We start from the raw sequence: 23,762 nt of genomic DNA, 5'->3' as shown, positions 1-23,762 counted from the left end.
TGCTTCTGTTACCCCATAACCTTGTTCTAAAACGAGACTAATTGCATCCAGTTTAAATTCTTTGGGGTATTTCTTTCTTATCGTCATTACTTTCTCCAGTTAAGTGCATTATCTCTTAACTGGGGTGGTCAAATCTATTAAACCACGTCAGTAACTGATTGATTAATAATTAAAGCTATATTTAGTTATCTAAGGAACATTTGTTCATTGATTAGTTAGTAAACAAATACTCAAAGACTCAGCTCACTATGAGAACCCAATCTCACCAGTTGCAATGTTTGCGTATCCGGCTTACGATAAATTAATACTAAATCTGGTTTTACATGACAATCACGATGATCCTGCCAATTATTAGATAGCGCATGATCTCTGTGTTTAGCTGCCAGTGGTTCATCTCGTGCTAATGTGTCAATAATCTCAATAAAGAGATTATTAAAGACTGCTTTATGTTTACCTTTTATCTCACGCTTATAATCACGTCTAAATTGGGTCGTGTACTCAATCGTCCTCATTATTTAAATCATCCATGAGCGATTGTACTGTTTTAAACGATTTTAACTGGCCGCGTCGAGCTTCTTTCATTGCATTGATAGTTTTTTGGTTTGGAATAAGGGGTTCAAAAGGCAATGCATGTTCTTTAGCTATACGTGTTAGCAACATACGGAATGCATCAGATACAGTTAGCCCCATTGATGCAAGCACGGCTGAAGCTTCTTCTTTGATATGCTCATCAATTCTTGCTCTTACCACTGCATTAGTAGTCATTATATTTCTCCTGTCTATGAGCCACATTGTAGCACAAAATTCATGTTCGTGCGTATGTATTCGCATTCTTTCGTTTATGGTAGGATATGCAACGTTGGCTAAGATTTTAGGTAAGCTTCGAGTCCATATTATTTTAAATAAATATAATTAATAAGTTACATGCCGGTTCGATTCCGGCCCCGGGCACCATTACATATTACGGCTCTTTCTAATTCTAAGAGAGCAGTCTCAATCACCAATAAAGCACCTAATTATCGCACTCTTAGCTTGATACTATCTTGTTCCATAGGAGATTCATTTATATGTCTTTTGATAAAATAGTTTGTGTGGGAAAAAATTATCTTGACCATGCTAAAGAGCTTGGAGATCCAGTACCAGAAAAACCCGTATTATTTCTGAAGCCAGCAAGTGTTCTTAAACAAGCTGCCAGCTGGAAGGAGGAACTGCATCTTGATTTTCCTTCTGGAGACACCGCCGTGCAGCCTGAATGTGAAATCGTGCTTCGCATTGCCCAAGATGGGTATCAAATGACGTTTGAAGAAGCTAAAAATGCTATTTCAGGCATTACGCTTGGTCTGGATATGACTTTAAGAACGCGTCAATCTGAATTAAAAAAACAAGGTCATCCTTGGACTACAGCAAAAGTATTTAAAGATGCCGCCATTCTTGGCCCATGGATTCCCTATTCATTATTTAAAGATTATCTGGATACGGAATTTCAATTAATTATTGACGGAACTCCCAGGCAAGGTGCTAAGGGTGCAGATATGATGATGCATCCAGTAGATTTATTAGTATATATAAGTCAATTTTTTCCCTTGAAGTCAGGTGATGTTATTTATACTGGAACTCCAGCGGGAGTCACTTCGATATCAAGAGGTACAATTGCTGAAGTCCGCTGGAGTCATTATTTCTACACGGTACAATGGAAGTAGTGGTTTAGTATCTATCCGTTTCCAGAGTTGATTTGAACGGGTGGTGTTTTATTCGGTAGTAACGGAACCAGATCAGCATACTCCTGGTTGCTCAGTATTTTAACTCGTTCATGGATGCTTAAGTCATTCCAATAGGTCTGGGTACTGATATGAATTTCTTCTTTATATCGTATCGCCCGAGAATTTTTTGATATCTGTGTTGCTAATTTGGGGTTAAGTTCTTTTAGGTCATGATAGTTCATTTTAACCAGTGGGCGTAAATGTTCTGGAATTGGAGTAATGACCAGTCTCAGATGATTCTGGTTTAATTCAACAGGTAAATGCGGGCTTTGTTTTCTGAACTCTGTGTAGGACTGGTTATCATCCCATGTCCTTCCTGCAATCAGAATGGTTTGTTCTGAAATATCAAACCCTTTTTTCTTTTGGATTAATTTCTTTATATCCAGGCCGGTCACTGTTCTACTGTTTTCAATGGTGATGCCAACGGATTGTCCCATTAAGGTTTTTAAAAAAATACGCATAAGCAAAGCCCCTTAATCAAGACGTGTGATGTTCAATCAGTCTTGTACTAATTATAATACAATAATAAGAAAAATCCCGAGTACCGTCTGTTGAGTACTCGGATTGAGAGGTTTGATAACGAGATAAGGTACTAACTAGGCAGCTGGCGCCGAATTATGAACATCGTTTTCGATGTCATCCAATAATTCGGAGGACTTCGTCTTATGAACAAAAAAGAACGACTTGTTCGTTGCCAGGTTAAATAGCCCTTTTATGATCAGTCCTACTCCCAGAGTTAAAATTCCCAAGGCAAAATTGACTAAAAATTCTGTCCATCCTCGGTGCTTGTCCAGTTTGCTATGTGCTGAATTTATAAGTGTTTTACATGTGGATTCAAATTTATTATAAGCTTGTGGACTAGGAGAGCTAAAATAGAGGTCTCCAGCTATTGCTATGTTCATATGGAGGTCATTTGCTGCGTTCCAGGCTTTGTCCAATGCGTCAAATTTTTCAAGGTTGGAAATGTGTTCATTTCGGCGTTTGGCAAGATCATCCATTTTGTTTTTAAGCGAATCGAGATGTTTTTGAAACTCTTGTTGCGCTAACAGTATTTTCATTGATAGAGGCTTATCACTGTTTGTTCGTTGTTCTTCATCATCCTGTCCGAGTGCAATTTGCCCTGTTGCCAGCATATGTGCCAATTGCTCACGGGTATCTGAAATCTCGTCTTCAGGATGAACATTTTGAGTATCTTGCGCTAATTGCTGGCCTGCAGGCAGAGTTAGCTCTACCTTGTCGCGTGCCCAAAGTTCTTCATCCTGAAGTCGTCTCGCTAATTGCTCACTTTCAATAAGGTTTTTTTCACGTTGTTCCATCTCAAAACGCTCAATAGCCTGTAATGCCTCAGCAAATTCTCTGTTTGAATCTTGCTCATTAGGCAGTGTAGCTTCAACGTTTACAGGAAAAAAAGATTTTGGCACAGGTGCCATAAGCCGATTGATTAATTGTTGTTCTTCTGCGTTTAATGTTGGTTTAAATTCGTCAAGAGCTCTTATCCATTGCTCAAATATTAGATTGTGTTCCACTTCTAGAAAGTCATATTCCTCAATGAATCGGCGGGTAATTTCAGATAAGCCGTTCCCTAATAATCGAATAGCATAAATTTTGGGAACTGAATTAATGTTATTAAGGTATTTGAGTATTTGAGCCACTGCGATATGTAGTTCCGCAAATTCAGTTTCAAATTGTATTGACTCATTGTGCTTCTCCTGAGTCCGTGCAGTAATCTGAACATGCTTTTTTAATAATTCGAAGCCAAAAGGATTGACTCCAATGTTTTGACCTAAAAGTTGAATGATTTCATTGAGTTGGGTGTCGTCCTGGTTTTGAATATCAAGACTTTCCAAGCCTCTATCTGTGCGTTCCCAATGGCCACCAAATTGCGCACCATCTATTCCTCCTTGATGAAATATATGAACTGTGGACAGTGCATTGGAGGCTAACAATTGAGTGGTTTCCCCTACCTGAGGATGATAAATCAAACTTAGACCTAATTCTTTACTGACGTATTGATACACTTCGTCAGGAGCCAAACTGGCGTAACGACTGGTATCAGGTTGTACTTCTGTCATGCTGTTGATATACAGTTCAGGCGACGTGTCACTCGCTGCGGCCAGACTGGGAAGAAGTTCGTCATGGGCCATGTGTTCTTTCATAAACGAACGTAATACCGGGCCTAATATGATTTGCGTATCAAATGCATTATAACAATTCAATATGCCGGCGAATGTGCTCCAGGTAAATTCAGCAGGATCAAATCCATAAAACACCGCGAATTTATCTTTTAAAATAGAATAACCCGCTGTATGTTGATTGTCATAGAGCTCATTTTCCCCAAATTTTAAAACTTCCAATTTTATTTCAGGAGTAAGTGCATGTAATGGACAGTTATTCAATACTGCTGAGAGTTTGGGAAATGGCATTGGTTGTACTCCAATTTAACATCAAGAAATTATAGGGTAGTTACGTTAAGGAATTATTAAGGATGCACCAAAATTAGGCACAAAGGCAATAGGTTGGATGAGTTTTTGGCGTAGAGGAAAGAAGCTTTTGATAATAACCTATGGATCTGCGAATTGGGTATATCACCTGGCTCAGTTTTTCTCTACAATAGAACTTTAAATCAAATTAATGTAATTATGTATAAACCATTAGCTCTTTTTATAGGGTTACGTTACACCAGATCCAGAAAAAAAAATCATTTTGTCTCTTTTATATCATTAAGCTCGATGTTGGGTATTGGCATGGGAGTGATGGTATTAGTGACCGTCTTGTCCGTTATGAATGGCTTTGATCATGAAATTCATAAACGATTTTTTGGCATGGCGCCAGAAATTACTATCTCTGGACCAGATGAAAAATTAACGGATTGGCCTGCCCTGGAAAATAAAATCAAAGCCATCCCTCAGATCAAGGCGATTGCTCCTTATGTTGGTGGTCAAGGTTTGTTGACTCATGATGGGCAAGTTTTACCTATAGTGCTTACAGGTGTATTGCCCGAAAAAGAAATTGCAGTAACTCATCTTAATGATAAGTTGCTGGCTGGAGATATGAACAACCTGAAGCATTTTGGTATTATCTTGGGTAAAGGTCTTGCTGACACCCTTGGCGTGATGATGGGAGATAAAGTGACCATCATGATTCCGCAAGCAACAGTAACTCCGGCAGGCATGATTCCTCGTTTTAAACGATTTACAGTAGCGGGTGTGTTTTCTGCAGGTACTGGATTTAACTTTGATACCAAACTGGCCTTTATCAACCTGGCTGATGCCCAAAAACTGTTGCAGTTAGGTGATGATGTCACGGGCCTTAAAATGAAGATTGATAATGTTTATCAGGCTCCTGAACTTTCAGAGCGCTTATCCAATCTATTAGGTGAAGAATATCAGGTAGGAAATTGGACTCAACAATTTGGTGCATTTTTTGAAGCAGTAAAAATGGAAAAAACCATGATGTTTCTTATATTAATGCTCATCATTGCAGTTGCTGCATTCAATCTGGTTTCTTCGTTAGTGATGGTAGTGAATGACAAACAGGCTGAAATTGCTATTTTAAGAACAATAGGCGCTACACCATCCACTATACTCTGGGTGTTTATTGTTCAAGGGATGATGGTAGGAATAGTTGGCACAGGAATTGGGTTGGCTGGTGGTTTGGTATTAGCAAAAAATGCTACTGCCATAGTCAATTATTTACAGAACCTGTTCAACGTAAAAGTATTGTCTTCAAGTATTTATTTTGTCGATTATTTACCATCAGAAATCTTGTTTAGTGATTTATGGCATGTCTGTGTTATGGCTTTATTAATGAGTTTTGCTGCTACAATTTATCCTGCCTGGCGCGCTTCAAAAACAGTGATTGCGGAGGCTTTGCATTATGAATGATTCTATTTTATACAGTCAAAAATTAGTCAAATCTTATAATGACGGGGCCTCAAGAGTAGACGTGTTGAAAGGAATCGATTTGAGGATAGCGAAAGGCGATAGCGTCGCGATAATTGGCCCATCTGGTTCTGGAAAGAGCACTCTGTTGCACTTGCTGGGAGGTTTGGATAAACCAACAAGCGGTTCAGTCTCCATTAATGATGTGAACTGGCAAAAAATTAGTGAAAAACAGCGTTGTCAATTGCGTAATCAACGGTTAGGATTTGTCTATCAGTTTCACCATTTGTTACCTGAATTCACAGCGCTTGAAAATGTTGCCATGCCTTTATTAATTGCGGGGATGCAAGTCAAGCAGGCAGAGCAAAAAGCCAGTGATATGTTGGATCATGTTGGCCTAAAGCCAAGAATGGAACATAAACCTGCCCAACTTTCAGGCGGAGAGCGGCAGCGAGTCGCAATTGCCAGAGCCTTGGTGCACCAGCCTCACTGTGTTTTGGCAGATGAGCCTACAGGCAATTTGGATCAGGCAACAGCCACTAAAGTGTTTGATTTAATGCTGGATCTGAACAAGCAAATGAAAACAGCTTTAGTGATCGTAACGCACGATCAGCAAATCGCCAAACGTATGGACAGGATTATGATATTGCATGAAGGGACTCTATCAGTGCAGGATTAGTTTATAACAAGGAGCAATAAGGATGTTTAAACGAGTTGATGGAACATTAGAAAAACCGAATGTTGATTTATTAGAGGATACCAAACAAGATACTGCCCCCGTATCACAAAAAATCCCCTTGAGATTTTTTGCTCACAGAAGAGACAGATCCATTTCGTATCCTTTGATCACTAGAAAGGCAGATGGAGCTGAAGAAGGTCAATCTACGGAGCAATCCCGGGAAAGCCAATTAATCAAGTTTCTTAAAGAAAAAGACAGCAAAACTTATGATAGAATAGACTTTGGTACCCCAGTTTTGCGCCAATCTGAGAATAAAAAGCTCGAGGTTTCCGAGTCTGATGGGCGTCAGCAATCGGAACCCCAGCCGGATAATGAAATTACCCAGGTTGAGTATAAATCGCCACGCCCCTAAAATAGAATTAATAATCAGCATGACCTGGTGTGCGTGGGAATGGAATCACATCACGCACATTGGCTACACCGGTAACGTAACTGATTAATCGTTCAAAGCCCAAACCAAATCCTGAATGAGGTACTGTGCCGTAACGGCGCAGATCTCGATACCATTGGTAATGTTCTTTATTCAGGTTGCATTCATCCATGCGTTTATCCAGAATCGCCAATCGTTCTTCCCTTTGGCTTCCTCCAATAATTTCACCGATGCCAGGTGCTAAAACATCCATAGCTGCAACCGTCTTTTCATCATCATTCAGCCTCATATAGAAGCCTTTAATCTCTTGAGGGTAATTGGTTATAATTACAGGTTTCTTGCAGTGCACCTCTGCCAGAAAACGTTCATGCTCTGATTGTAAATCAAGCCCCCAACTGACTGGAAACTCAAATTTGTGGTCAGTGGATTCAAGAATTTTTATGGCATCAGTATAGGTCATTACCTCAAAATCGGAATCTGCTATCAGTTCCAACCGCTCAATACAACCTGGTGCGACAAACTGGTTAAAAAAGTCCATATCATCAGAGCGTTCATCAAGAACTGTTTTGCATAGATAGCGCAGCATCTGTTGGCTTAAATCACAGATGTCGTTTAACGTTGCAAACGCGATTTCTGGCTCGACCATCCAGAATTCGGCTAAGTGACGGCTGGTATTGGAGTTTTCTGCACGGAACGTAGGGCCAAAGGTATAGACTTTGGACATGGCCATACAGTAAGCCTCAAGGTTTAATTGACCGGAAACGGTAAGAAAGGTTTCTCTACCAAAAAAATCCTTCGTGAAATCAATTTGTCCTTGATCATTTTTCGGGATATTCAACAAATCAAGGGTTGAAACTCGAAACATTTCACCGGCACCTTCACAATCACTGGCAGTGATGATAGGAGTATGAATCCAGAAAAAACCTTTTTGATCGTAAAATCGGTGAATGGCTTGAGCCAAACAATGGCGAATTCGGGTTACCGCACTGATGGTATTGGTCCGTGGGCGTAGATGAGCTACGTCTCTCAAAAACTCGAGGGTGTGTCTTTTGGCCTGTATGGGATAGCTGTCAGGGTTTTCTACCCAGCCAGCAACTTCAATGTGCTCCGCCTGGATTTCAAAAAGCTGTCCCTTACCTTGGGACGCAACCAATTTACCGGTAGCAATGATGGAGCAACCCGCGTTCAGTTTTATTACTTCTTCATGGTAATTGGATAAGCTGTCGGTAGCTACTAACTGTATTGGAGAAAAACAGGAGCCGTCATGCAGATTGATAAAGGATAAACCCACTTTAGAATCCCGCCGGGTTTTTACCCAGCCTCTTACAGTAACGGTTTCATCAACGCTGATTTCACCATCCAGACATTGTTTTATAGTAAAGACTTCTGTCATTATGTACTCCAAAATCGATAAAGGCATTTAAAGGGCTGTTGACCTTCCTGCTCAGTTGATAAAATGGTCTGATTTTCGCGTGCCTATCCTTGGATGCTGCGCTTCAATAATCGAACATCAGGCCATTTTGGCTCAAGCTAGCAAAATCGAAACAGCCGCTTGTTTAGTATGTGATGATACACTAAATAAAATCAGTGGGGGAACACTATGTTGCAAAGAGTTTTATTAGTAGTGCTGTGTTTTTGTTCTTTTTTAGCTACTGCTGGCGATACTGTATTAAAACTGTATAGACCATTTGGTGAAGTGGTTGAGCAAATTGCACCTGTAGTCAAAAATAAAGTGTCCGGGGAATGCTTTTCCCAGTCACAGTTAATTGTTCGCGAAGACGCATGGCGTTGTCAGGCTGAAGGTAGAATTTATGATCCCTGTTTTGTCAAAGCCGGGAGCAACCTAATGGAGGCTTTATGCCCTCAGTCACCCTGGGATAGTGACAGTGTGTTAATCCAGGTGAGTGCTCCACTAAATAACGAGAACCATACTCTTCTGGATATGTCGCGCACTTTTCCCTGGGCTATTGAATTGACAAATGGCGAGCATTGTCAGGCGATTGAACCCACCGAGGTCTATGATGCCATGCCCATACGTTATCGTTGCAGTAATGAACATGTTTTAATGGGGTATCTTCAGCGATGCAAGACGGTATGGAGCATGTTAGAGAAAACACCTCAGGGGGTTGTGACTGTTGAATTCAGCAGAGCATGGTTTTAATGCAACAGTTGCTTCGATTTTGTGAAGCTCTATCAGGGCTTGTCCGTAAAGCGATGAGAATTTATTGATGAGTTGTCCATACACCCTGATTCAGGTTTGAATCAATTTAAAATTTACGGAACCTATTCAATCTCTTTGGTATAAGTAAGCTCTGGACATGACTGTTTTTTTGTCATGTTCAGAGATAAGTAATTGAAAAGACATAGTTATTTGCTTTATTTTGGCGAAGCATTTTGAAAAGCCGGAATAGTCAAACAATAGTCGTTTATTGCATTGATTAACGGGTAAGGATCCATAGCAAAATTGAAACGATGCGCATTATAAACCTGTGGTATTAAACAAAGGTCAGCAAGACTGACTTTATTGCTGTAGCAAACCGGTTCGACGCGCTCCAGATGTTTCAATCGCTCTTCAAAGGCATCAAATCCGGTTTTTAGCCAGTGATGATACCAATCCATAACTTGATCTTCATTGGCTTTGAACTGTTCCTTCAGGCGATTGAGTACCCTCAAATTGTTAAGAGGGTGCATGTCGCAAGCCACAATTAAGGCCAACGATTTTAAAGTGGCCTTCATGAGTGGATCTTCAGGAAGTAACGGAATTTCAGGATGGATTTCATCCAGATATTCTATAATCGCCAAGGATTGGTGGATTATGCGACCATCAACCTCCAGACTGGGAACCAGACCTTGAGGGTTTATTTCTTTATATTCTGGCTTATTCTGTTCGCCATCATTATGGATTAAATGCACTTCCTTTTTGTCATAGGCAATATTTTTGAGATTCAGAGCAATGCGAACTCTGTAACAGGCCGTAGAGCGGAAATAGTCATACAAAATCATGAAGGATCCTATTGATGACGTTGAACGGTTTGGTCTATTGCGCCAAAAATATTGTTGCCCTGTTCATCCAGCATTTCGATTCGAATGGAATCTCCAAAACGCATGAAAGGTGTTTTGGCTTCGCCTGATTCAATGATTTCCAGCATTCTTTTTTCAGCGATACACGAAGACCCTTTGCTGCGATCCAGATTGGATACTGTTCCAGAACCTATAATGGTACCTGCAGTTAATGTTCTTGTTTTAGCTGCATGCGCAATCAAATCAGGAAAGGAGAAGGTCATATCAATTCCGGCATTAGGTTGGCCAAATAATGTACCATTCAAATGACTTAAAAGTGGCAAATGAACCCGCTGACCATCCCAACTGGAACCTAATTCATCAGGAGTAATTGCTACTGGAGAAAAACTGCTGGCCGGTTTTGATTGAAAGAAGCCGAATCCTTTTGCCAGTTCACCAGGGATTAAATTACGGAGGGATACATCATTAACCAGCATCAAGAGTTTAATATGTTGTTGTGCTTGTTTGCTGTCGATACCCATGGGAACATCATCAGTGATGATGGCAATTTCGGATTCAAAATCAATGCCATAGGATTCACTGGCTACAAGAACGGGGTCTCTGGGGCCAATAAAGGCATCAGAACCTCCTTGATACATTAAAGGATTAGTCCAAAAATCAGCAGGCATTTCTGCTCCTCGTGCTTTTCGGACTAACTCTACATGATTCACATAGGCACTACCGTCAGCCCATTGATACGCTCTGGGAAGAGGGGAGGTGCAGTTTCGAGGTTCAAAATCAAAAGAGCCTTTTAGCGATTGTTCATTCAGCTGACGATAGATGGCTTTCAGGTCGGCTTCCACCTGAGTCCAATGATCAAGAGCATACTGTAAATTGGGAGCGATAGAGGTGACTTTGATTGCGGTGGTCAATGATTGATTGACCACACATAATTCTCCATCACGAGAAGACGATGATTTTAAGCTGGCAAGTTTCATGTAGACCTCTTAATTGTACTCTTTCAGGGTTCCGCGTTTGACTTGATCTCGTTCAATCGCTTCAAATAAAGCCTGGAAGTTACCTTCACCAAATCCCTGGTTTCCTTTACGCTGAATAATCTCAAAAAATACAGGTCCAAAAATATTTTCAGTAAAGATTTGCAACAATAATCCATGTTCTGGATCGACTTCACCATCCATGAGAATTTTTTCAGCATTCAGTTGGCTTACTGGTTCTTGATGCCAGGGAAGACGTGTATCGAGCATTTCATAGTAGGTATCCGGAACATCAAGGAATTTAACGCCTTGATTTCTTAAACTATGAACGGTTTTATAGATATCATCAGTAGATAAAGCGATGTGCTGTATGCCTTCCCCTTTATATTCATGCAGGAATTCTTCGATTTGAGAGAGATTATCCTTGGATTCGTTCAATGGAATCTTGATTTTTCCACAAGGACTTCCCAAGGCTCTACTGACCAAACCGGTCATTTTTCCTTTAATATTAAAAAAACGAATTTCCTGAAAGTTAAACAGCGATTCATAAAATGCAGCCCATTTATCCATGTTACCTCGGTAGACGTTATGGGTCAGATGATCGATGTGAACCAGACCGTTGCCAATAACGGGAGCGGTATTTTTTATGTTCCATTTTTGGGCAAAGGGTTGATGAGTGTCATCAACAAAATAAATGACGCTACCGCCTATGGCTTCAATAGCAGGTAAACCGTGATGAGCATGAGCAGAATCTTCAAATGCAGTAGCCCCATGAGATATGGCGTATTGAAAAGCAGCCTTGGCATCTTTAACCTTGAAGCCCATTGCACAGGCTCCTGCACCGTGAGTTACGGCATGAGCTGCTGCCTGGCATTGGGTTGCTGCATTAACTATAAACTCTATATCACCTTGTTTAAATAATGTAATGTCCTGTTCCTGATGAGTTGCAACGGGCTGGAACCCCATATCAATAAATTGTTGATGTAATTTATTTTTATCTGGCCCTGAAAATTCCAAAAAGGCAAAGCCATCTAATCCGCAGGGGTTATTATTTGTGTGCATTATCAGGTTCTCCTTGTCTATATGTCACATTATGCTACTCGACGGGTTGTACCAGAAATAATCCATCAGCTATTGCTAATAAACTAATATGAACTCGTTGATCGTTTTTAATCAATTCATTCAATTTTTTAATTTCCCTTGTCTGCCCGCTTACATCATTGGGATTGATCACATTACCATCCCAGAACACATTATCTATGGCGATTAATCCTCTGGGTTGAATCAATTTTAAAGCCAACTCATAGTAATTAAGATAATTGGTTTTATCCGCGTCAATGAATATAAAGTCAAATTGGTGTTCCCAACCCTCGTTTAATAAGGCATATAACGTGTCTTTTGCCGGACCAAGCCGTAATTTGATTTTATGATCTTGCTGGGCAGCCCGCCAAAATGGATGTGCTCTTTTAGTCCATTCAGCGCTTATATCGCAGGTAATCAGCTGTCCGTCATCGGGTAAGGCAAGTGACATTGCCAGCGCGCTGTAACCAGTAAAGGTTCCTAATTCCAGAACTTTTTTTGCCCGGATCAGCCGGATCAGGAATTGCATGAATTGCGCCTGCTCTGGTGCAACCTGCATATTAGCCAGCTCCATAGTTGATGTTTCTTTGCGCAAATCTTTTAAAACAGAGTGTTCACGCAAGGATTTATCAAGCATGTATTCATACAATTCAGGGGTAAGAGTTAACTGTTTCATCTAACTACCCAATCAAGCCAGTTTTTCTTGAGCTAAAGTATCTGCAATTTCGCTGGCAGGTAAATTATCTTTAGCTGAACGGGTAAATATTTCAGTTAATGAAGTATAAATGCCGTCGATCTGGTCATTTACTTTGTCTTCAGGAGTATGCAAATATTTGGATGCGGCAAAAATTAAACCGCCAGCGTTAATGACATAATCCGCTGCAAACAAGATGCCCTTTTCATGCAGTTTTTTACCATGGTATGTGTGTGCCAGCTGATTGTTCGCTGCGCCTGCAATAATGGTCGTCTGAAGTTGAGGAATCGTAATATCATTTATGATTGCGCCCAGTGCACATGGAGCAAATACATCGCAGGGTACTTTATGGATGACGTCGGTACTTATGGGTTTCGCGCCAAATTCATTTACTGCTTGCTCCACAGCTGCAGAAGAAATATCGGCAACAGTAAGCGTCGCTCCTAATTCATGCAAGTGCCTGGCCAGTAAATAACCTACATGACCCAGTCCCTGAATGGCAACATGAAGTCCTTTCAGGTTGTCTTTACCTAGTTTAAATGCTACCGCTGCCTGAATACCACGTAAGACACCTTTAGCTGTAGATGGCGACGGATCCCCATTGTGTTTGGACAGGCTGGCTACATAATCTGTATGCTGGGCAATGATGTCCATATCATTTAAAACAGTTCCACTGTCCAGGGCTGTAATGTATCTGCCATTTAGCTCGTTAACAAATTTGCCAAATTGATGCATGTATGCGTCGCGGTTAAATGTGCCTTTAGGTTTTATAATTACCGATTTTCCACCACCCAGGGGGAGATTTACTGACGCAGCTTTAAAACTCATGCCTCGTGCCAGACGCATGGCATCTTTCAGTGCTGCTGCTGTGTTGGGGTATTCTATAAAACGGCATCCGCCCAAGGCAGGACCCAGCTTCGTGTTGTGAATGGCTATCATGGCCTTCATTCCGGTTTCAGGATCGACTTTAAAGTGTAGATCGCCGAAACCATGGGACAATGCGTACTCGAGGAAATCATCTTCTGCTATTGTTTGATTGTTATTTGTTATATTGTCAACAGACATCATTTATTCGGCTCCTCTTGCAATAATTTGCGACAAGTTATAGACCTATTCGAAAATTAAATCAATGGTAAGATTTCAACAAGTGGGATAAACGATTGTATTTGGGGCACCTTGAAAAAAATTGTTCTAAAATTTAAGGAATTAGTTTTGGGATCGCTATCTTTTTGAACAGGAGAATGATTTGGTATCTTGGGGGTTGGTGGTATACACTATTTTAAACATTTATTCTGAATGGAGATAATCATGAAACATGCTGCCGGTATTCTTGCTTTAATGGCATTTACCCCTATTGCATTAGCTGGTGATGATGTTCCTGAATTGGTTCTTGATAAAGTTTTGTTTCAGATTTCTGCCAAACAATGGGTAACCACTCAAACTGCCTTGTTAAATGTTAACATTAATGTGACATTGAGTAGTGCTGATTTGGTGAAGGCTCGCGCTGACATTATGGACAGTCTGAATAAAATTGCCAAGGGTGATTGGCATTTGGTTGAATTTGATCGCTCTCAGGACAGCTCCGGGTTGGAAAAACTTTTTGTGCAGGCTCAGGCGAGAGTGGATCAATCTGCTTTAACGGATATTTATCACAATGCCAAGTCGGTCAGTATGCCTGGGGCCAAATATGAAATAAGCGGTGTCGAATTCAAACCCAGCCTGGAAGAAACTCAGGCCGTTCGGGCCAAAGTGCGTGAAAAATTATATCAGCAGGTTAATGAAGAAATTGCTCGAATGAATAAAGCTTATCCTACTCAAAATTACAGTCTGAGTAACCTGGTGTTTTTAGAAGGCGATAACATTCCTCCTCAACCAAGAGCTTATCAGGCAAAAGAAATGAATGCAGTCGTCATGGCAGCTGCAGCTCCAGCACCCTTAACGGTGAGTAATGAGTTGGTGTTGACTGCCTATGTTGAAGCGGCTTCAAACCGTAAGCAGGGGAATTAAATTGTTGGTTGTAGAAAGGGTCATTGGTCATCGTGGAGCATGTGCTTATGCTCCTGAGAATACTCTTGCTTCTTTTGATAAGGCACTGTCTTTGGGCTGTCGTTTCATTGAGTTTGATGTGATGTGCAGTGCTGATGGTGAGCCTTTTCTGATTCATGATGATAATTTAAAAAGAACAACCAACGGACGAGGTGAAGTCGGGCAGGTGGAGTCGGCCTATTTGCAAAGTCTGGATGCTGGTTCCTGGTTCTCCAAACAGTTTAAAGGCGAGAAAATTCCTCATTTCAGAGATGCTTTAAAATGGTTGTCTTTTTCTGATGTTCAGGCCAATATAGAAATTAAACCTTATCCTGGAACAGCCGAACAAACGGCAGTGGCTGTGTTGAGTCACATCCACCGTCATTGGCCTCAAGGAAAGGATTTGCCTTTGGTTTCCAGCTTTGATTGGGAGGCGTTACTTTTATGCAGAACGATTGCTCCTGAGATGCCTTTAGGTTTATTGCTTCACGAGTGGGATGAGCAATGGCTGCAGAAAGCCAAACAACTCGAGTGTTTTTCGGTTCATTTTAATCGAAAAATATTAACTGCGGATCGTGTTAAAGAAGTAAAAGATGAAGGGTACATCGTGTGCGCTTATACGGTGAATCGAAAACGTCAGGCAAACAAATTATTTAATTGGGGTGTTGATGCTGTCTTTAGCGATTATCCAGACTTATTAACATGAAAGGTCTATTCTCATTCCTTTTGGCAATATTGACAGCTGTGGTAGCACAGGCAAAACCTGTTGAGCTGGTGCTGTGGCATGGCATGGCAGGTCATTTGGGTGATGAAGTACGTTTGCTTGCTGAGGAATTTAACAACAGTCAAAAAGAATACAGTATCAAACCCGTCTATAAAGGAGATTATATCGAGACGTTGACCAGTTTTGCTGCTGCATTCAGGGCGCGTCAGGCTCCGTCCATAGTCCAGATCTTCGAAGTTGGCACTGCAATTATGTTGTCTCCGAAAGGAGTCATCAAACCTGTAGAAGCGATGATGCAAGAACAGGGTATGAGCTTGCCTGAAGAGGATTTTATTCAATCGGTACGTGAATTTTACAGCAGGGATGGTCAGTTGATGGCTATGCCTTTTAATCTTTCAGCTCCTGTTTTGTATTACAATCAGGATGTATTGGCAAACGTTGGCTACACCAAGGCTAATTTTCCGCGAACCTGGGATGAGATGGAAGTACTGGCCGAGAAAATTAAAAAAGCCGGTTATCATTGCACTTATACTACTGCATATCCAGGGTGGATCCTGTTTGAGTCTTATCTGGCAATTCATGGTTTGCCTATTACAGCTACCAATCCAGTCCGGGCCGTTTTCGAAACGCCTCAACTGGCACGGCATTTTGAACGTTTAAAACGCTGGCATAATTTGCGTTATTTCCGATATGGGGGACGAGTGGATGATGCGACTATTCTGTTTACCAGTAGCGTTTGTCCTTTATTCAGCCAATCATCTGGCGCTTATAACAGTTTGTCCGCGTTGGTTCCGTTTCAATTGGGTGTAGCAGCAATGCCTCTGGATACTCAGGCCAGCAAAGTCAGGCATGCCAATGTTGCTGGTGGCGCTGCTTTATGGGCTGTAGCGGGGCAAAATGAAGTGAATTACAAGGGTATCGCTCTGTTTTTTAAATTTATTGCAAAACCGGAAATTCAAAAGCGTTGGCATGAACATACCGGATATTTGCCCATAGGCTTAAAAGGGCGTTACAGTGAAATTGTCGAATCAAGCCGTCATCCCGCATTATTGATTGCCCGGTCTGATTTGGAAGATAATGTTCAGGCTGGAGCGTTAAAACATACCGGTCCACAAAATCAGATACGTGGTATTAATGATGAGGTATTAGAAGCCATGTTTGCAGGGTTAATCAGTTCTACTGATGCCTTACATGAAGCAGTTGAGCGTTCCAATCACATATTGTCGCGATTTACCCGAAATACTCAATGGGACGACAACAAACCGGCTTCTCCCAAATTAGGGTAGTTCATGCTTTATCAACCGTTTGACTTCATAATCAGTACTTTTTAAGCCGGTATGGTGTTCTAGCTGGGCCCCGTTAACGACAGTGTTGCCTGAGCTTCGGAACCATGTTGTTTCTCTAGCCAATCGACTAACCTGGTGCGAAATGCTAAAAAAAACAATTGAAATCGGCTGGCAGATCGAATTTGAGCTAATTCATCGCTACGATATAAAGTCATCAGTTCATCGGGCGTCGTTAAATTAAGATTGAGAGCAATTTTTTCCATATGGAAACAGAGATCAGTTAGCCCTGGGTTCTCTAATTTAACCTCACCATCAATAATTTCCCTGCCATTTCTTTTAAAGTCTCTCAGGGTGAACCGGTGGTGGTAAAAAAAGAAACAATCTTTCCCGTCAGTATTTTTTAATTGATCATTTGCCCCGGCAACCCTTAGTTCCTCAATTAAATCATCAAAATGATAGAAACAGGCCCAATGGAGGGCGGACATCCCATGGCTGTCTTGTTGATTGACATCACAATCCAGTTCCCTCATTTTTGCTAAAATCAGCCTGGCTGCTGCTCTGTCTCCTAACTTGCAAGCTAATAACAAAGCGGTATTTTCATAAGATGCGCGAATGAGTAACTTGTGATTGGCCAAGCTAAGGGATGTTTCCAGATTTGCCCTGTTGCGCTCAATGACACTCAGATGTAAGGGGGTATTTGATGAAATTTTATCATCGTAGCTTTCTGCGGAAACTTGGGTTAGCTGACAATAAAGTGGCAAAAACTCCAATATGCTCAACTGTGTGTGGTTTTGCTGTAGCTCCAGGTGATATACAGTAAAAAAAGTCCTGATCGAATTTATATGTTCTAATCGTGAGATAACCAGTTGTAATACCTTTTCGTGTAATAAATCATGTTTCAGAAGAAATTTAAATACGGATTCAAGCGTTTCGATTTGTGCTGTGCTATGAAAACAGGACATAAGCTCTTTGAAGATCTTCTGATGAACTACCAGAGTTCCTCTCATTGTGTTAAGAAAGTTGATAATGGCACTAAAATGCATGATGGAGGGGGTTGTTTCGATGAGCCAATCCGCAATAATGGGAATTAATTCGGGTGGAGCAATTCGTGTTAAACTGAACAGTTCAAACAGGAAATACCATTCCGTATATTCATCATATTCATCATATTCATCATGTTCAGATCTTCGATAAATGCGAACAGGGGGAACCATGCTGATATTGGTATAGTATTCCAGTTTATTTTCCTGTGCCAGACGACAAATAACTTCATATGATTTGTCGTCTTTTTCCTGAGTCATCAAGATGGCGCTGATTAAGGCTTTATTCGTTTCTGGTCGGGTATTTTTATCAAGGAATATGTGCAGTGCCCATAGGGGATTAGTAAATTGTCTTTGTCTTATAAAACTGACTAAATGCCCCAAATGAGTTAATAAATCCAATTCGTATGAGACCATGTCGGGGTTGGATCCATAATAGTGCAGTTCTTCCTGGACAATCTGGTCTATTTCATCAAGTTGAATGAATTCCCTATTGATAATGAGTATCAGTTTATCGTGAAGAATTTTTTTTTTGATAACAGAAGCTGATGCAGACATAATTATTCCTTTAACTATTAATTACTGAACATGCATACCATTTCAAAATCATCTTATGTTAAAAAAAATCACTTAACAATGCCTAGAACCCACTTATCTGGAATTGCTTTCTGATCGGACTCATGGAATAAATTTCATCCGCCTATTCATCGTTCAATCAATGAATAACTTTTTTAACTCTCTGATTTAATCTTATTTTTCAATTTTTATTAAAAATAATTCATGTGAATTAATTGACATATACCCATACGGGGTATATACCTATAGGGGTATAGGAGAAAAAATGAATAATCACTCAACTCATGAAAAAGAATTACATCGCTTAAATCGTGCAATTGGTCAACTTGAAGGTATTAAACGCATGATTGAAGAGAAACGTTATTGCATCGACATCTTAACTCAAATTCGAGCAGCGCGAAGTGCTTTGAAATCCATAGAGTTAAGTGTTTTGGATACCCACATTAAAGGATGCCTGGGGCATATTGCCACACTAAGTGATGGGGTAATGCGTGATAAAAAATTGAATGAAATCATTGGATTATTGAAAAAATACGAATAGGTGTACTATGAATCATCATCATACCGGACATCATCACGACACAGCGGAATCTGCTTCATGTTGTCATAAGCATAAAGTACCGAAAGATGCAGAGAAAATAAAGCCAGGTGGTTATTATATTTGTCCAATGCATCCAGAGGTTCGTCAAAACCGGCCGGGTAATTGCCCAATATGTGGTATGGCTCTGGAGCCAGAAGCATTGAGTATTGAAGAAGAGGCCAGTTCAGAGTATCTGGATATGAGGCGCCGTTTTGGAGTAGCTCTCATTTTGACTTTACCCTTGTTTCTATTAGAGATGAGCGGACATTTATTAACCCATAGCATTGCTGGAGGTTTTTCTTCCTGGTTACAACTTATCCTGGCAACTCCAGTAGTTTTATGGTGTGGTTGGCCTTTTTTTCAACGAGGACTGCACTCCCTTAAAACCAGGCAATTGAATATGTTTACTTTAATTGCTATGGGTATTGGTGTGTCCTGGATTTACAGTCTGGTCGCAACCCTGGTGCCTGGTTTATTTCCAGCCGCATTTCAATCGGTCAATGGGCAGGTTGCTGTTTATTTTGAAGCTGCGGCAGTCATTACAACCTTGGTTTTATTGGGACAGGTTCTTGAGTTAAAAGCTCGTGAGCAAACTGGAAGTGCAATTCGCGCCTTGTTGAGTTTAGCGCCAGACACAGCCCATCGTATTGGAGCAGAGGGCAATGAAGAAGAGGTTCCTCTGGAACAAGTTCAGGCTGGTGATCTGCTGCGTGTTCGCCCTGGCGAAAAAGTACCCGTCGATGGGATTTTGATAGAGGGAAAAAGCTACGTCGATGAATCAACGATCACGGGTGAGTCTATGCCAGTGAGTAAAGAAATCGGAGCAAAAATAATAGGTGCTACGATAAACCAAACGGGTAGTTTTGTGATGAAAGCGTCACATGTAGGAAGTGAAACTGTGCTTTCACGTATTGTGCAGATGGTAAGTGAGGCACAACGTAGTCGGGCACCTATAGCTCGTCTCGCAGACAAAGTTTCAGGATGGTTTGTGCCAATTGTCATTCTAACAGCCTTATTGACATTTATCATATGGACACTGGTGGGGCCACAGCCTTCATCCGGTTATGGGTTGATTGCGGCTGTATCGGTTCTTATTATCGCATGTCCTTGTGCCTTAGGTCTGGCAACACCGATGTCAATTATGATTGGTGTAGGGCAAGGTGCACGGGAAGGTATTTTGATCAAAAATGCCCAGGCATTAGAACAGATGGAGAAAGTTAATGTGTTGGTTGTGGACAAAACCGGAACATTGACGGAAGGGCGTCCAGCATTGACTCGCATAGTGAGCATCGGCTCATTCAATGAGCAAGAAATACTGGCAATGGCGGCTTCCCTGGAGCATCAGAGCGAGCATCCGCTGGCTCAGGCGGTTGTTAAAGCAGCAATAGAACAGAAACTCTCTTTTGCTCCTGTAGAAGAGTTTAACGCTTTGCCTGGGAAAGGGGTTACCGGAAGAGTGGGAAGCCACCAAATGATCCTAGGCACTCTTCGTTTTATGCGTGAATCTGGTATCGAAATTACTCCGGAGCTTATTCGAATTGCAGATGAAGAGCGAGCGGAAGGGGCAACGGCAGTATTTTTAGCCATTAACAGAACACTGACCTCAATTTTAATCATTAAAGATCCTATAAAATCAAATACTCTAGCGGTAATGAATGAATTACATCAAAGCGGGATTGAACTGTACATGTTGACTGGTGACAGCAAAAAAACAGCTTTGAGTGTGGCAAACTCTCTGGGTATTAAGAATGTGATCGCAGAAGTCATGCCGGAAGACAAGAGCAGACAGGTGCGTGAATTAAAAAACAAAGGTTTTTTGGTGGCTATGGCTGGAGATGGAGTCAATGATGCACCAGCACTTGCTGAGGCGGATATTGGCATCGCAATGGGAACCGGAACCGATGTTGCGATTGAAAGTGCAGGCATTACTTTATTACATGGTGATCTAGAGGGTATTCTTAAAGCCCGCCGTTTGTCGGTTGCAACCATGCGAAATATTCGACAGAATTTATTCTTTGCCTTCATTTATAACGGGCTTGGAGTCCCTGTAGCTGCTGGACTTTTGTATCCTATGACCGGATTACTTTTAAGCCCGGTTATCGCTGCGGCTGCTATGTCATTAAGCTCAGTTTCAGTAATTGGTAATGCGCTGCGATTGCGCAGGATTAAATTCAACGCCACAAGTGAAAAAAAATGATAAAAAAATACAGTATAATTTGTTTTAACTCGTTTTCTTAAGTGAAACCTTTGAGCCTGCTACTGTTGGTAATTTCAATTGAAGGCTGTATAGTTTAAGTCATTTGAATTATTGATTAGCTCAAAAGGAAGGAATGATGATACGGCTATCAAAAATTGTACTTGTAGCAGCGGTTTCTTTTTATTGTTTGTTAACAGCTTTTGGCAACATCACTGATTATGCTTCAAATCTTCCTGCTGTAGAGAAGGCATTATCAATGACGGACGTATTTCCTGGTTCGAAAATCACCTACAGAGCCATTACAAACCCTGAGCTTCAGCATGCCGCTTATATTGGTATTATCAGCATGGAGACATTAACAACCCTTCTCTGCGCTCTGGGAGCCTGGAAGTTGTTCCGAGCCAGAAAAAAGGAAGCTTCTGTATTTAATCAGGCAAAAAGTATGTCCGTAGCCGGTTTAACTTTAGGATTTTTAACCTGGCAGGTTCTGTTTATGTCCATTGGTGGCGAATGGTTTGGCATGTGGATGTCTCCCATGCTTAATAACGCAATAACAACTGCATTTCATATATTTATTATGATTCTGTCCGTATTGATTTATTTAGTGATTAAGGATGAGTAAATTAAGTGGGTTATTCCAATCCTGTACTGTGAATTTACAGCGCTTTTGCCTTGGTATCCAGAAGGGGGGGGGCGTTAAATCAATGGATCCCGCGGTCTACGCCGCGGGAATTCGGATTTGCTGTGATGACACTCTACATTTCGAATTTTCGCGGCTTTGATCGTAAAATCCCAGGTGACAGCGCTAAAACATTGGAGCAACTATGTCTCAGTATCAGGTGGCTGCCGTTAAATAAATCTAATCCGAATTCCCGCGGCGAAGACCGCGGGATCTAATACTTGAATGTCACCATCATGGATCCCACGGTCTACGCTGCGGGAATTCGTATTTTCCGAGATGACACTCTTCATTTTGAATTTCCGCGGCTTTGACCGCGGATCCAGGATAGCCAGGCTAAAATATTTATAATGGCGCTAAAATTTTATTTAAATCGGGTTTCTGATTGAGCCTGTATTGATAAACAACATAAAATGCCATGACGTTCTTTAAATAATTTCGTGTTTCCTGCCAGGGCAGGGTTTCTATCCATACATCGATCTCTTTAGGAGGATGATTTTTTAGCCAATACACAACTTGCCTTGGTCCTGCATTATATGCTGCGGCTACAAGCACGGGATGATTGCTAAAGCGTTTGGTCAGCTGTTGAAGATATGCGATGCCAATATTGATGTTTTTGTTCGACAGGAACAATTGTTTTTGATCGTTGTATTGAATTTTACTCATTTTAGAGACCAAACTGGCAGTTTGAGGCATAACTTGCATTAAACCCCTGGCTCCTGCGGTTGAGACTACATCTTCTCTGAATCCACTTTCCTGACGAATGATGGCATAGACAAATTCAGGAGGAATTGAATACTGATTTGCATAGGATTTAACCGTGGATTTATAAGCGAGGGGGAATCTTAAGCTTAGTTGGTTATTAAGCGTATCATTGTTACTTAAATAGACTGATTTACCGTGCCATCCCAGTTCACTGTCAACCCAATACACCAAAGCACTGGCCTCGTTTTTGGGCAGCTCGCTAATGAAATCATTCAGTAATCTGCTTGCTTCAACAGTTTGTTTCGAAAGGTACAGTGATTTAATTTGATCGATAATGGGTTGATAGGGCTTTAAGGCCGTTAAACTAGTCGTTGCTTTTTCATTTTCAAAATTAGGAGTTTTCTTTAAGCGTATACTGGCCAGAAAACCGTAGTATTGTCTGCTTTTAGCCAGAGTTTCATAAATTGCCTTTGCATCTGTTGTGTTTCCCTGAGCCTCTAGGGAGCGAGCAAGCCAATATTGCCAGCATGGTGTGTCTTTATTTTTAGAGCTGTTGATAAATTTCGCAACATGTTCCCAGTCCTGATTTTTTAATGCAAAACGGATCTGCCAATCCACCAGTACATCGTTGTAATATTCGGGTTTGACTTTTGCAAACCATTCCATTGCGTCTTCATGGTTTCGCATCGCTTTATAGAGGGCTACATGAGCTAAAAATGCCTGTTTTTGGGATTCATTTAACAGTTTATTGGTTTTTGCCTTTTGCCATAGGGTTATGGCTTTATCCATGTTAATGGACACCATACGTTTTAAACCATAGAGATACAATTGGGCATTGATTTCGCCAGGGGATAGTTTGTTTATATTTGCTGGATTTTGGTGAACATCAGTTAATGATTGCACTTCCGCAATTTGAGGTATTTTATACTGTTTTAAAAGATAACGTGCCAGTTGAATGTTTCGTTTATCAAGAGCAAGCGTGATGCGCTGCGTAATCAGATTTTGATCGAAATTATCATTTTTCAGCATCAAGTCAAATAAAGTATTGCAGGCAGCAGGACGTGAATCACCCGTTAACCAGATAGGAGTCGATTCGTGTAAGGCTTGCTTTTCCATTCCTAAATTAAATTTTGCGATTTGATCATAACACTGCAGATTGATGTCGTTAGTGGGTTGGTAATAGCTCACATAAGTTGCCCAATCTTTGGTACGAGCTAATTCATAAAGCCATTTATCACGTAATTTATTGGATAGAGGGGTTGTACCTTTTACGAACTCAAGGAATTCAGGTGGTGGATTAATGGGGAGATTCTGGTACCAGGCCATAAAGGTGTTAAATCTATCCATGTAAGCTTGGCCCGATAAAGCACAAGCAGAGAAAGTCCAAATCAGTCCACACAACAGCCCAATAATTTTGTTCATAGTTCCTCT

23 protein-coding genes are annotated in these 23,762 nt (G+C 41.0%); 11 read left to right on the top strand and 12 right to left on the bottom strand.

Features of this window, described 5'->3' with window-relative positions:
• Nucleotides 1-230: 230 nt before the first annotated feature.
• Together ELY21_RS02245 and ELY21_RS02240 are read right to left on the bottom strand one after the other, a co-directional pair.
• A complete protein-coding gene (locus ELY21_RS02245; protein WP_127106495.1) occupies nt 231-512 on the bottom strand; it encodes a type II toxin-antitoxin system YafQ family toxin in 282 nt (93 codons plus the stop codon).
• The gene (locus ELY21_RS02240) at nt 499-765 is read right to left on the bottom strand and encodes a type II toxin-antitoxin system RelB/DinJ family antitoxin (RefSeq protein ID WP_127106493.1); all 267 of its coding nucleotides are present in this window, start codon (nt 763-765) and stop codon (nt 499-501) included. Before ELY21_RS02240 ends, ELY21_RS02245 begins: the two co-directional genes overlap by 14 nt.
• Nucleotides 766-1,067: 302 nt before the next feature.
• Between ELY21_RS02240 and ELY21_RS02235 the strand changes: the two genes are divergently transcribed.
• A complete protein-coding gene (locus ELY21_RS02235; protein WP_127106491.1) occupies nt 1,068-1,700 on the top strand; it encodes a fumarylacetoacetate hydrolase family protein in 633 nt (210 codons plus the stop codon).
• Between the two features lie 11 nt (nt 1,701-1,711).
• Here the strand turns inward: ELY21_RS02235 and ELY21_RS02230 are convergent, their stop codons facing one another.
• On the bottom strand, nt 1,712-2,221 hold the full coding sequence (locus tag ELY21_RS02230; protein WP_127106489.1) for a ubiquitin-like protein: 510 nt from the start codon (nt 2,219-2,221) through the stop codon (nt 1,712-1,714).
• 135 nt (nt 2,222-2,356) lie between these two features.
• Nucleotides 2,357-4,183 (bottom strand): hypothetical protein, encoded by a 1,827-nt coding sequence (locus ELY21_RS02225; RefSeq protein WP_127106487.1) that lies wholly within the window; start codon nt 4,181-4,183, stop codon nt 2,357-2,359.
• A 216-nt stretch (nt 4,184-4,399) separates the two neighbouring features.
• Here ELY21_RS02225 and ELY21_RS02220 point away from each other — a divergent pair, with 216 nt between their 5' ends.
• From ELY21_RS02220 to ELY21_RS02210, 3 genes are read left to right on the top strand one after another with little or no spacing between them, the layout of a single operon-like run.
• Nucleotides 4,400-5,644, top strand: a complete 1,245-nt coding sequence (locus tag ELY21_RS02220; RefSeq protein WP_127106485.1) for a lipoprotein-releasing ABC transporter permease subunit — start codon at nt 4,400-4,402, stop codon at nt 5,642-5,644.
• Nucleotides 5,637-6,320, top strand: coding sequence for a lipoprotein-releasing ABC transporter ATP-binding protein LolD (gene lolD, locus ELY21_RS02215; protein ID WP_127106483.1), 684 nt, complete (start codon nt 5,637-5,639; stop codon nt 6,318-6,320). Before ELY21_RS02220 ends, lolD begins: the two co-directional genes overlap by 8 nt.
• 22 nt (nt 6,321-6,342) lie before the next feature.
• Nucleotides 6,343-6,732 carry a hypothetical protein gene (locus tag ELY21_RS02210; protein WP_127106481.1) on the top strand — a complete coding sequence of 130 codons (390 nt, stop codon included), beginning with the start codon at nt 6,343-6,345 and terminating at the stop codon, nt 6,730-6,732.
• A 7-nt stretch (nt 6,733-6,739) separates the two neighbouring features.
• Here ELY21_RS02210 and asnS read toward each other — a convergent pair whose 3' ends face one another.
• The gene (asnS, locus tag ELY21_RS02205) at nt 6,740-8,143 is read right to left on the bottom strand and encodes an asparagine--tRNA ligase (protein ID WP_127106479.1); all 1,404 of its coding nucleotides are present in this window, start codon (nt 8,141-8,143) and stop codon (nt 6,740-6,742) included.
• A gap of 207 nt (nt 8,144-8,350) precedes the next feature.
• Between asnS and ELY21_RS02200 the strand changes: the two genes are divergently transcribed.
• Nucleotides 8,351-8,911, top strand: a complete 561-nt coding sequence (locus ELY21_RS02200) for a hypothetical protein (protein ID WP_127106477.1) — start codon at nt 8,351-8,353, stop codon at nt 8,909-8,911.
• Between the two features lie 215 nt (nt 8,912-9,126).
• Here the strand turns inward: ELY21_RS02200 and maiA are convergent, their stop codons facing one another.
• From maiA to ELY21_RS02175, 5 genes are read right to left on the bottom strand one after another with little or no spacing between them, the layout of a single operon-like run.
• Entirely contained in the window at nt 9,127-9,753 is a 627-nt protein-coding gene (gene maiA, locus ELY21_RS02195; protein ID WP_127106475.1) for a maleylacetoacetate isomerase, read from the bottom strand.
• A gap of 8 nt (nt 9,754-9,761) precedes the next feature.
• Entirely contained in the window at nt 9,762-10,748 is a 987-nt protein-coding gene (locus ELY21_RS02190) for a fumarylacetoacetate hydrolase family protein (protein WP_127106473.1), read from the bottom strand.
• 9 nt (nt 10,749-10,757) lie between these two features.
• A complete protein-coding gene (hppD, locus tag ELY21_RS02185) occupies nt 10,758-11,807 on the bottom strand; it encodes a 4-hydroxyphenylpyruvate dioxygenase (RefSeq protein ID WP_127106471.1) in 1,050 nt (349 codons plus the stop codon).
• 34 nt (nt 11,808-11,841) lie between these two features.
• Nucleotides 11,842-12,501: a class I SAM-dependent methyltransferase gene (locus tag ELY21_RS02180; RefSeq protein ID WP_127106469.1), complete on the bottom strand. Its 660-nt coding sequence runs from the start codon at nt 12,499-12,501 to the stop codon at nt 11,842-11,844.
• 12 nt (nt 12,502-12,513) lie between these two features.
• Nucleotides 12,514-13,587, bottom strand: a complete 1,074-nt coding sequence (locus tag ELY21_RS02175; protein ID WP_127106467.1) for an amino acid dehydrogenase — start codon at nt 13,585-13,587, stop codon at nt 12,514-12,516.
• A 240-nt stretch (nt 13,588-13,827) separates the two neighbouring features.
• Here ELY21_RS02175 and ELY21_RS02170 point away from each other — a divergent pair, with 240 nt between their 5' ends.
• From ELY21_RS02170 to ELY21_RS02160, 3 genes are read left to right on the top strand one after another with little or no spacing between them, the layout of a single operon-like run.
• A complete protein-coding gene (locus ELY21_RS02170; protein ID WP_199741614.1) occupies nt 13,828-14,526 on the top strand; it encodes a hypothetical protein in 699 nt (232 codons plus the stop codon).
• Nucleotides 14,489-15,250 carry a glycerophosphodiester phosphodiesterase gene (gene ugpQ / locus ELY21_RS02165; protein ID WP_370272433.1) on the top strand — a complete coding sequence of 254 codons (762 nt, stop codon included), beginning with the start codon at nt 14,489-14,491 and terminating at the stop codon, nt 15,248-15,250. The genes ELY21_RS02170 and ugpQ overlap by 38 nt, the downstream gene beginning before the upstream one ends.
• Nucleotides 15,247-16,554: an extracellular solute-binding protein gene (locus ELY21_RS02160; RefSeq protein ID WP_127106463.1), complete on the top strand. Its 1,308-nt coding sequence runs from the start codon at nt 15,247-15,249 to the stop codon at nt 16,552-16,554. Before ugpQ ends, ELY21_RS02160 begins: the two co-directional genes overlap by 4 nt.
• 59 nt (nt 16,555-16,613) lie before the next feature.
• On the opposite strand, the gene ankQ is transcribed toward ELY21_RS02160, so the two are convergent.
• On the bottom strand, nt 16,614-18,152 hold the full coding sequence (ankQ, locus tag ELY21_RS02155; RefSeq protein ID WP_127106461.1) for a Dot/Icm T4SS effector AnkQ/LegA10: 1,539 nt from the start codon (nt 18,150-18,152) through the stop codon (nt 16,614-16,616).
• Between the two features lie 283 nt (nt 18,153-18,435).
• Between ankQ and ELY21_RS02150 the strand changes: the two genes are divergently transcribed.
• The 3 genes from ELY21_RS02150 to ELY21_RS02140 all read left to right on the top strand — a co-directional run bounded on the left by ELY21_RS02150 (nt 18,436) and on the right by ELY21_RS02140 (nt 21,569).
• Nucleotides 18,436-18,711: a metal-sensitive transcriptional regulator gene (locus ELY21_RS02150; RefSeq protein ID WP_127106459.1), complete on the top strand. Its 276-nt coding sequence runs from the start codon at nt 18,436-18,438 to the stop codon at nt 18,709-18,711.
• Nucleotides 18,712-18,718: 7 nt separating this feature from the next.
• Complete coding sequence (locus ELY21_RS02145) at nt 18,719-20,947, top strand: copper-translocating P-type ATPase (RefSeq protein ID WP_127106457.1); 2,229 nt, start codon at nt 18,719-18,721, stop codon at nt 20,945-20,947.
• A 133-nt stretch (nt 20,948-21,080) separates the two neighbouring features.
• Nucleotides 21,081-21,569, top strand: coding sequence for a DUF2165 family protein (locus tag ELY21_RS02140; protein ID WP_127106455.1), 489 nt, complete (start codon nt 21,081-21,083; stop codon nt 21,567-21,569).
• Between the two features lie 402 nt (nt 21,570-21,971).
• Here the strand turns inward: ELY21_RS02140 and ELY21_RS02135 are convergent, their stop codons facing one another.
• Entirely contained in the window at nt 21,972-23,753 is a 1,782-nt protein-coding gene (locus ELY21_RS02135) for a transglycosylase SLT domain-containing protein (protein WP_127106453.1), read from the bottom strand.
• Between the last annotated feature and the right edge of the window lie 9 nt (nt 23,754-23,762).

Source organism: Legionella sp. km535 (assembly GCF_003990085.1).
GTDB classification, from domain to species: Bacteria; Pseudomonadota; Gammaproteobacteria; order Legionellales; family Legionellaceae; genus Legionella; species Legionella moravica.
Note: the sequence above shows the minus strand (reverse complement) of the source record. Positions and strands in the feature narration are given on the sequence as shown.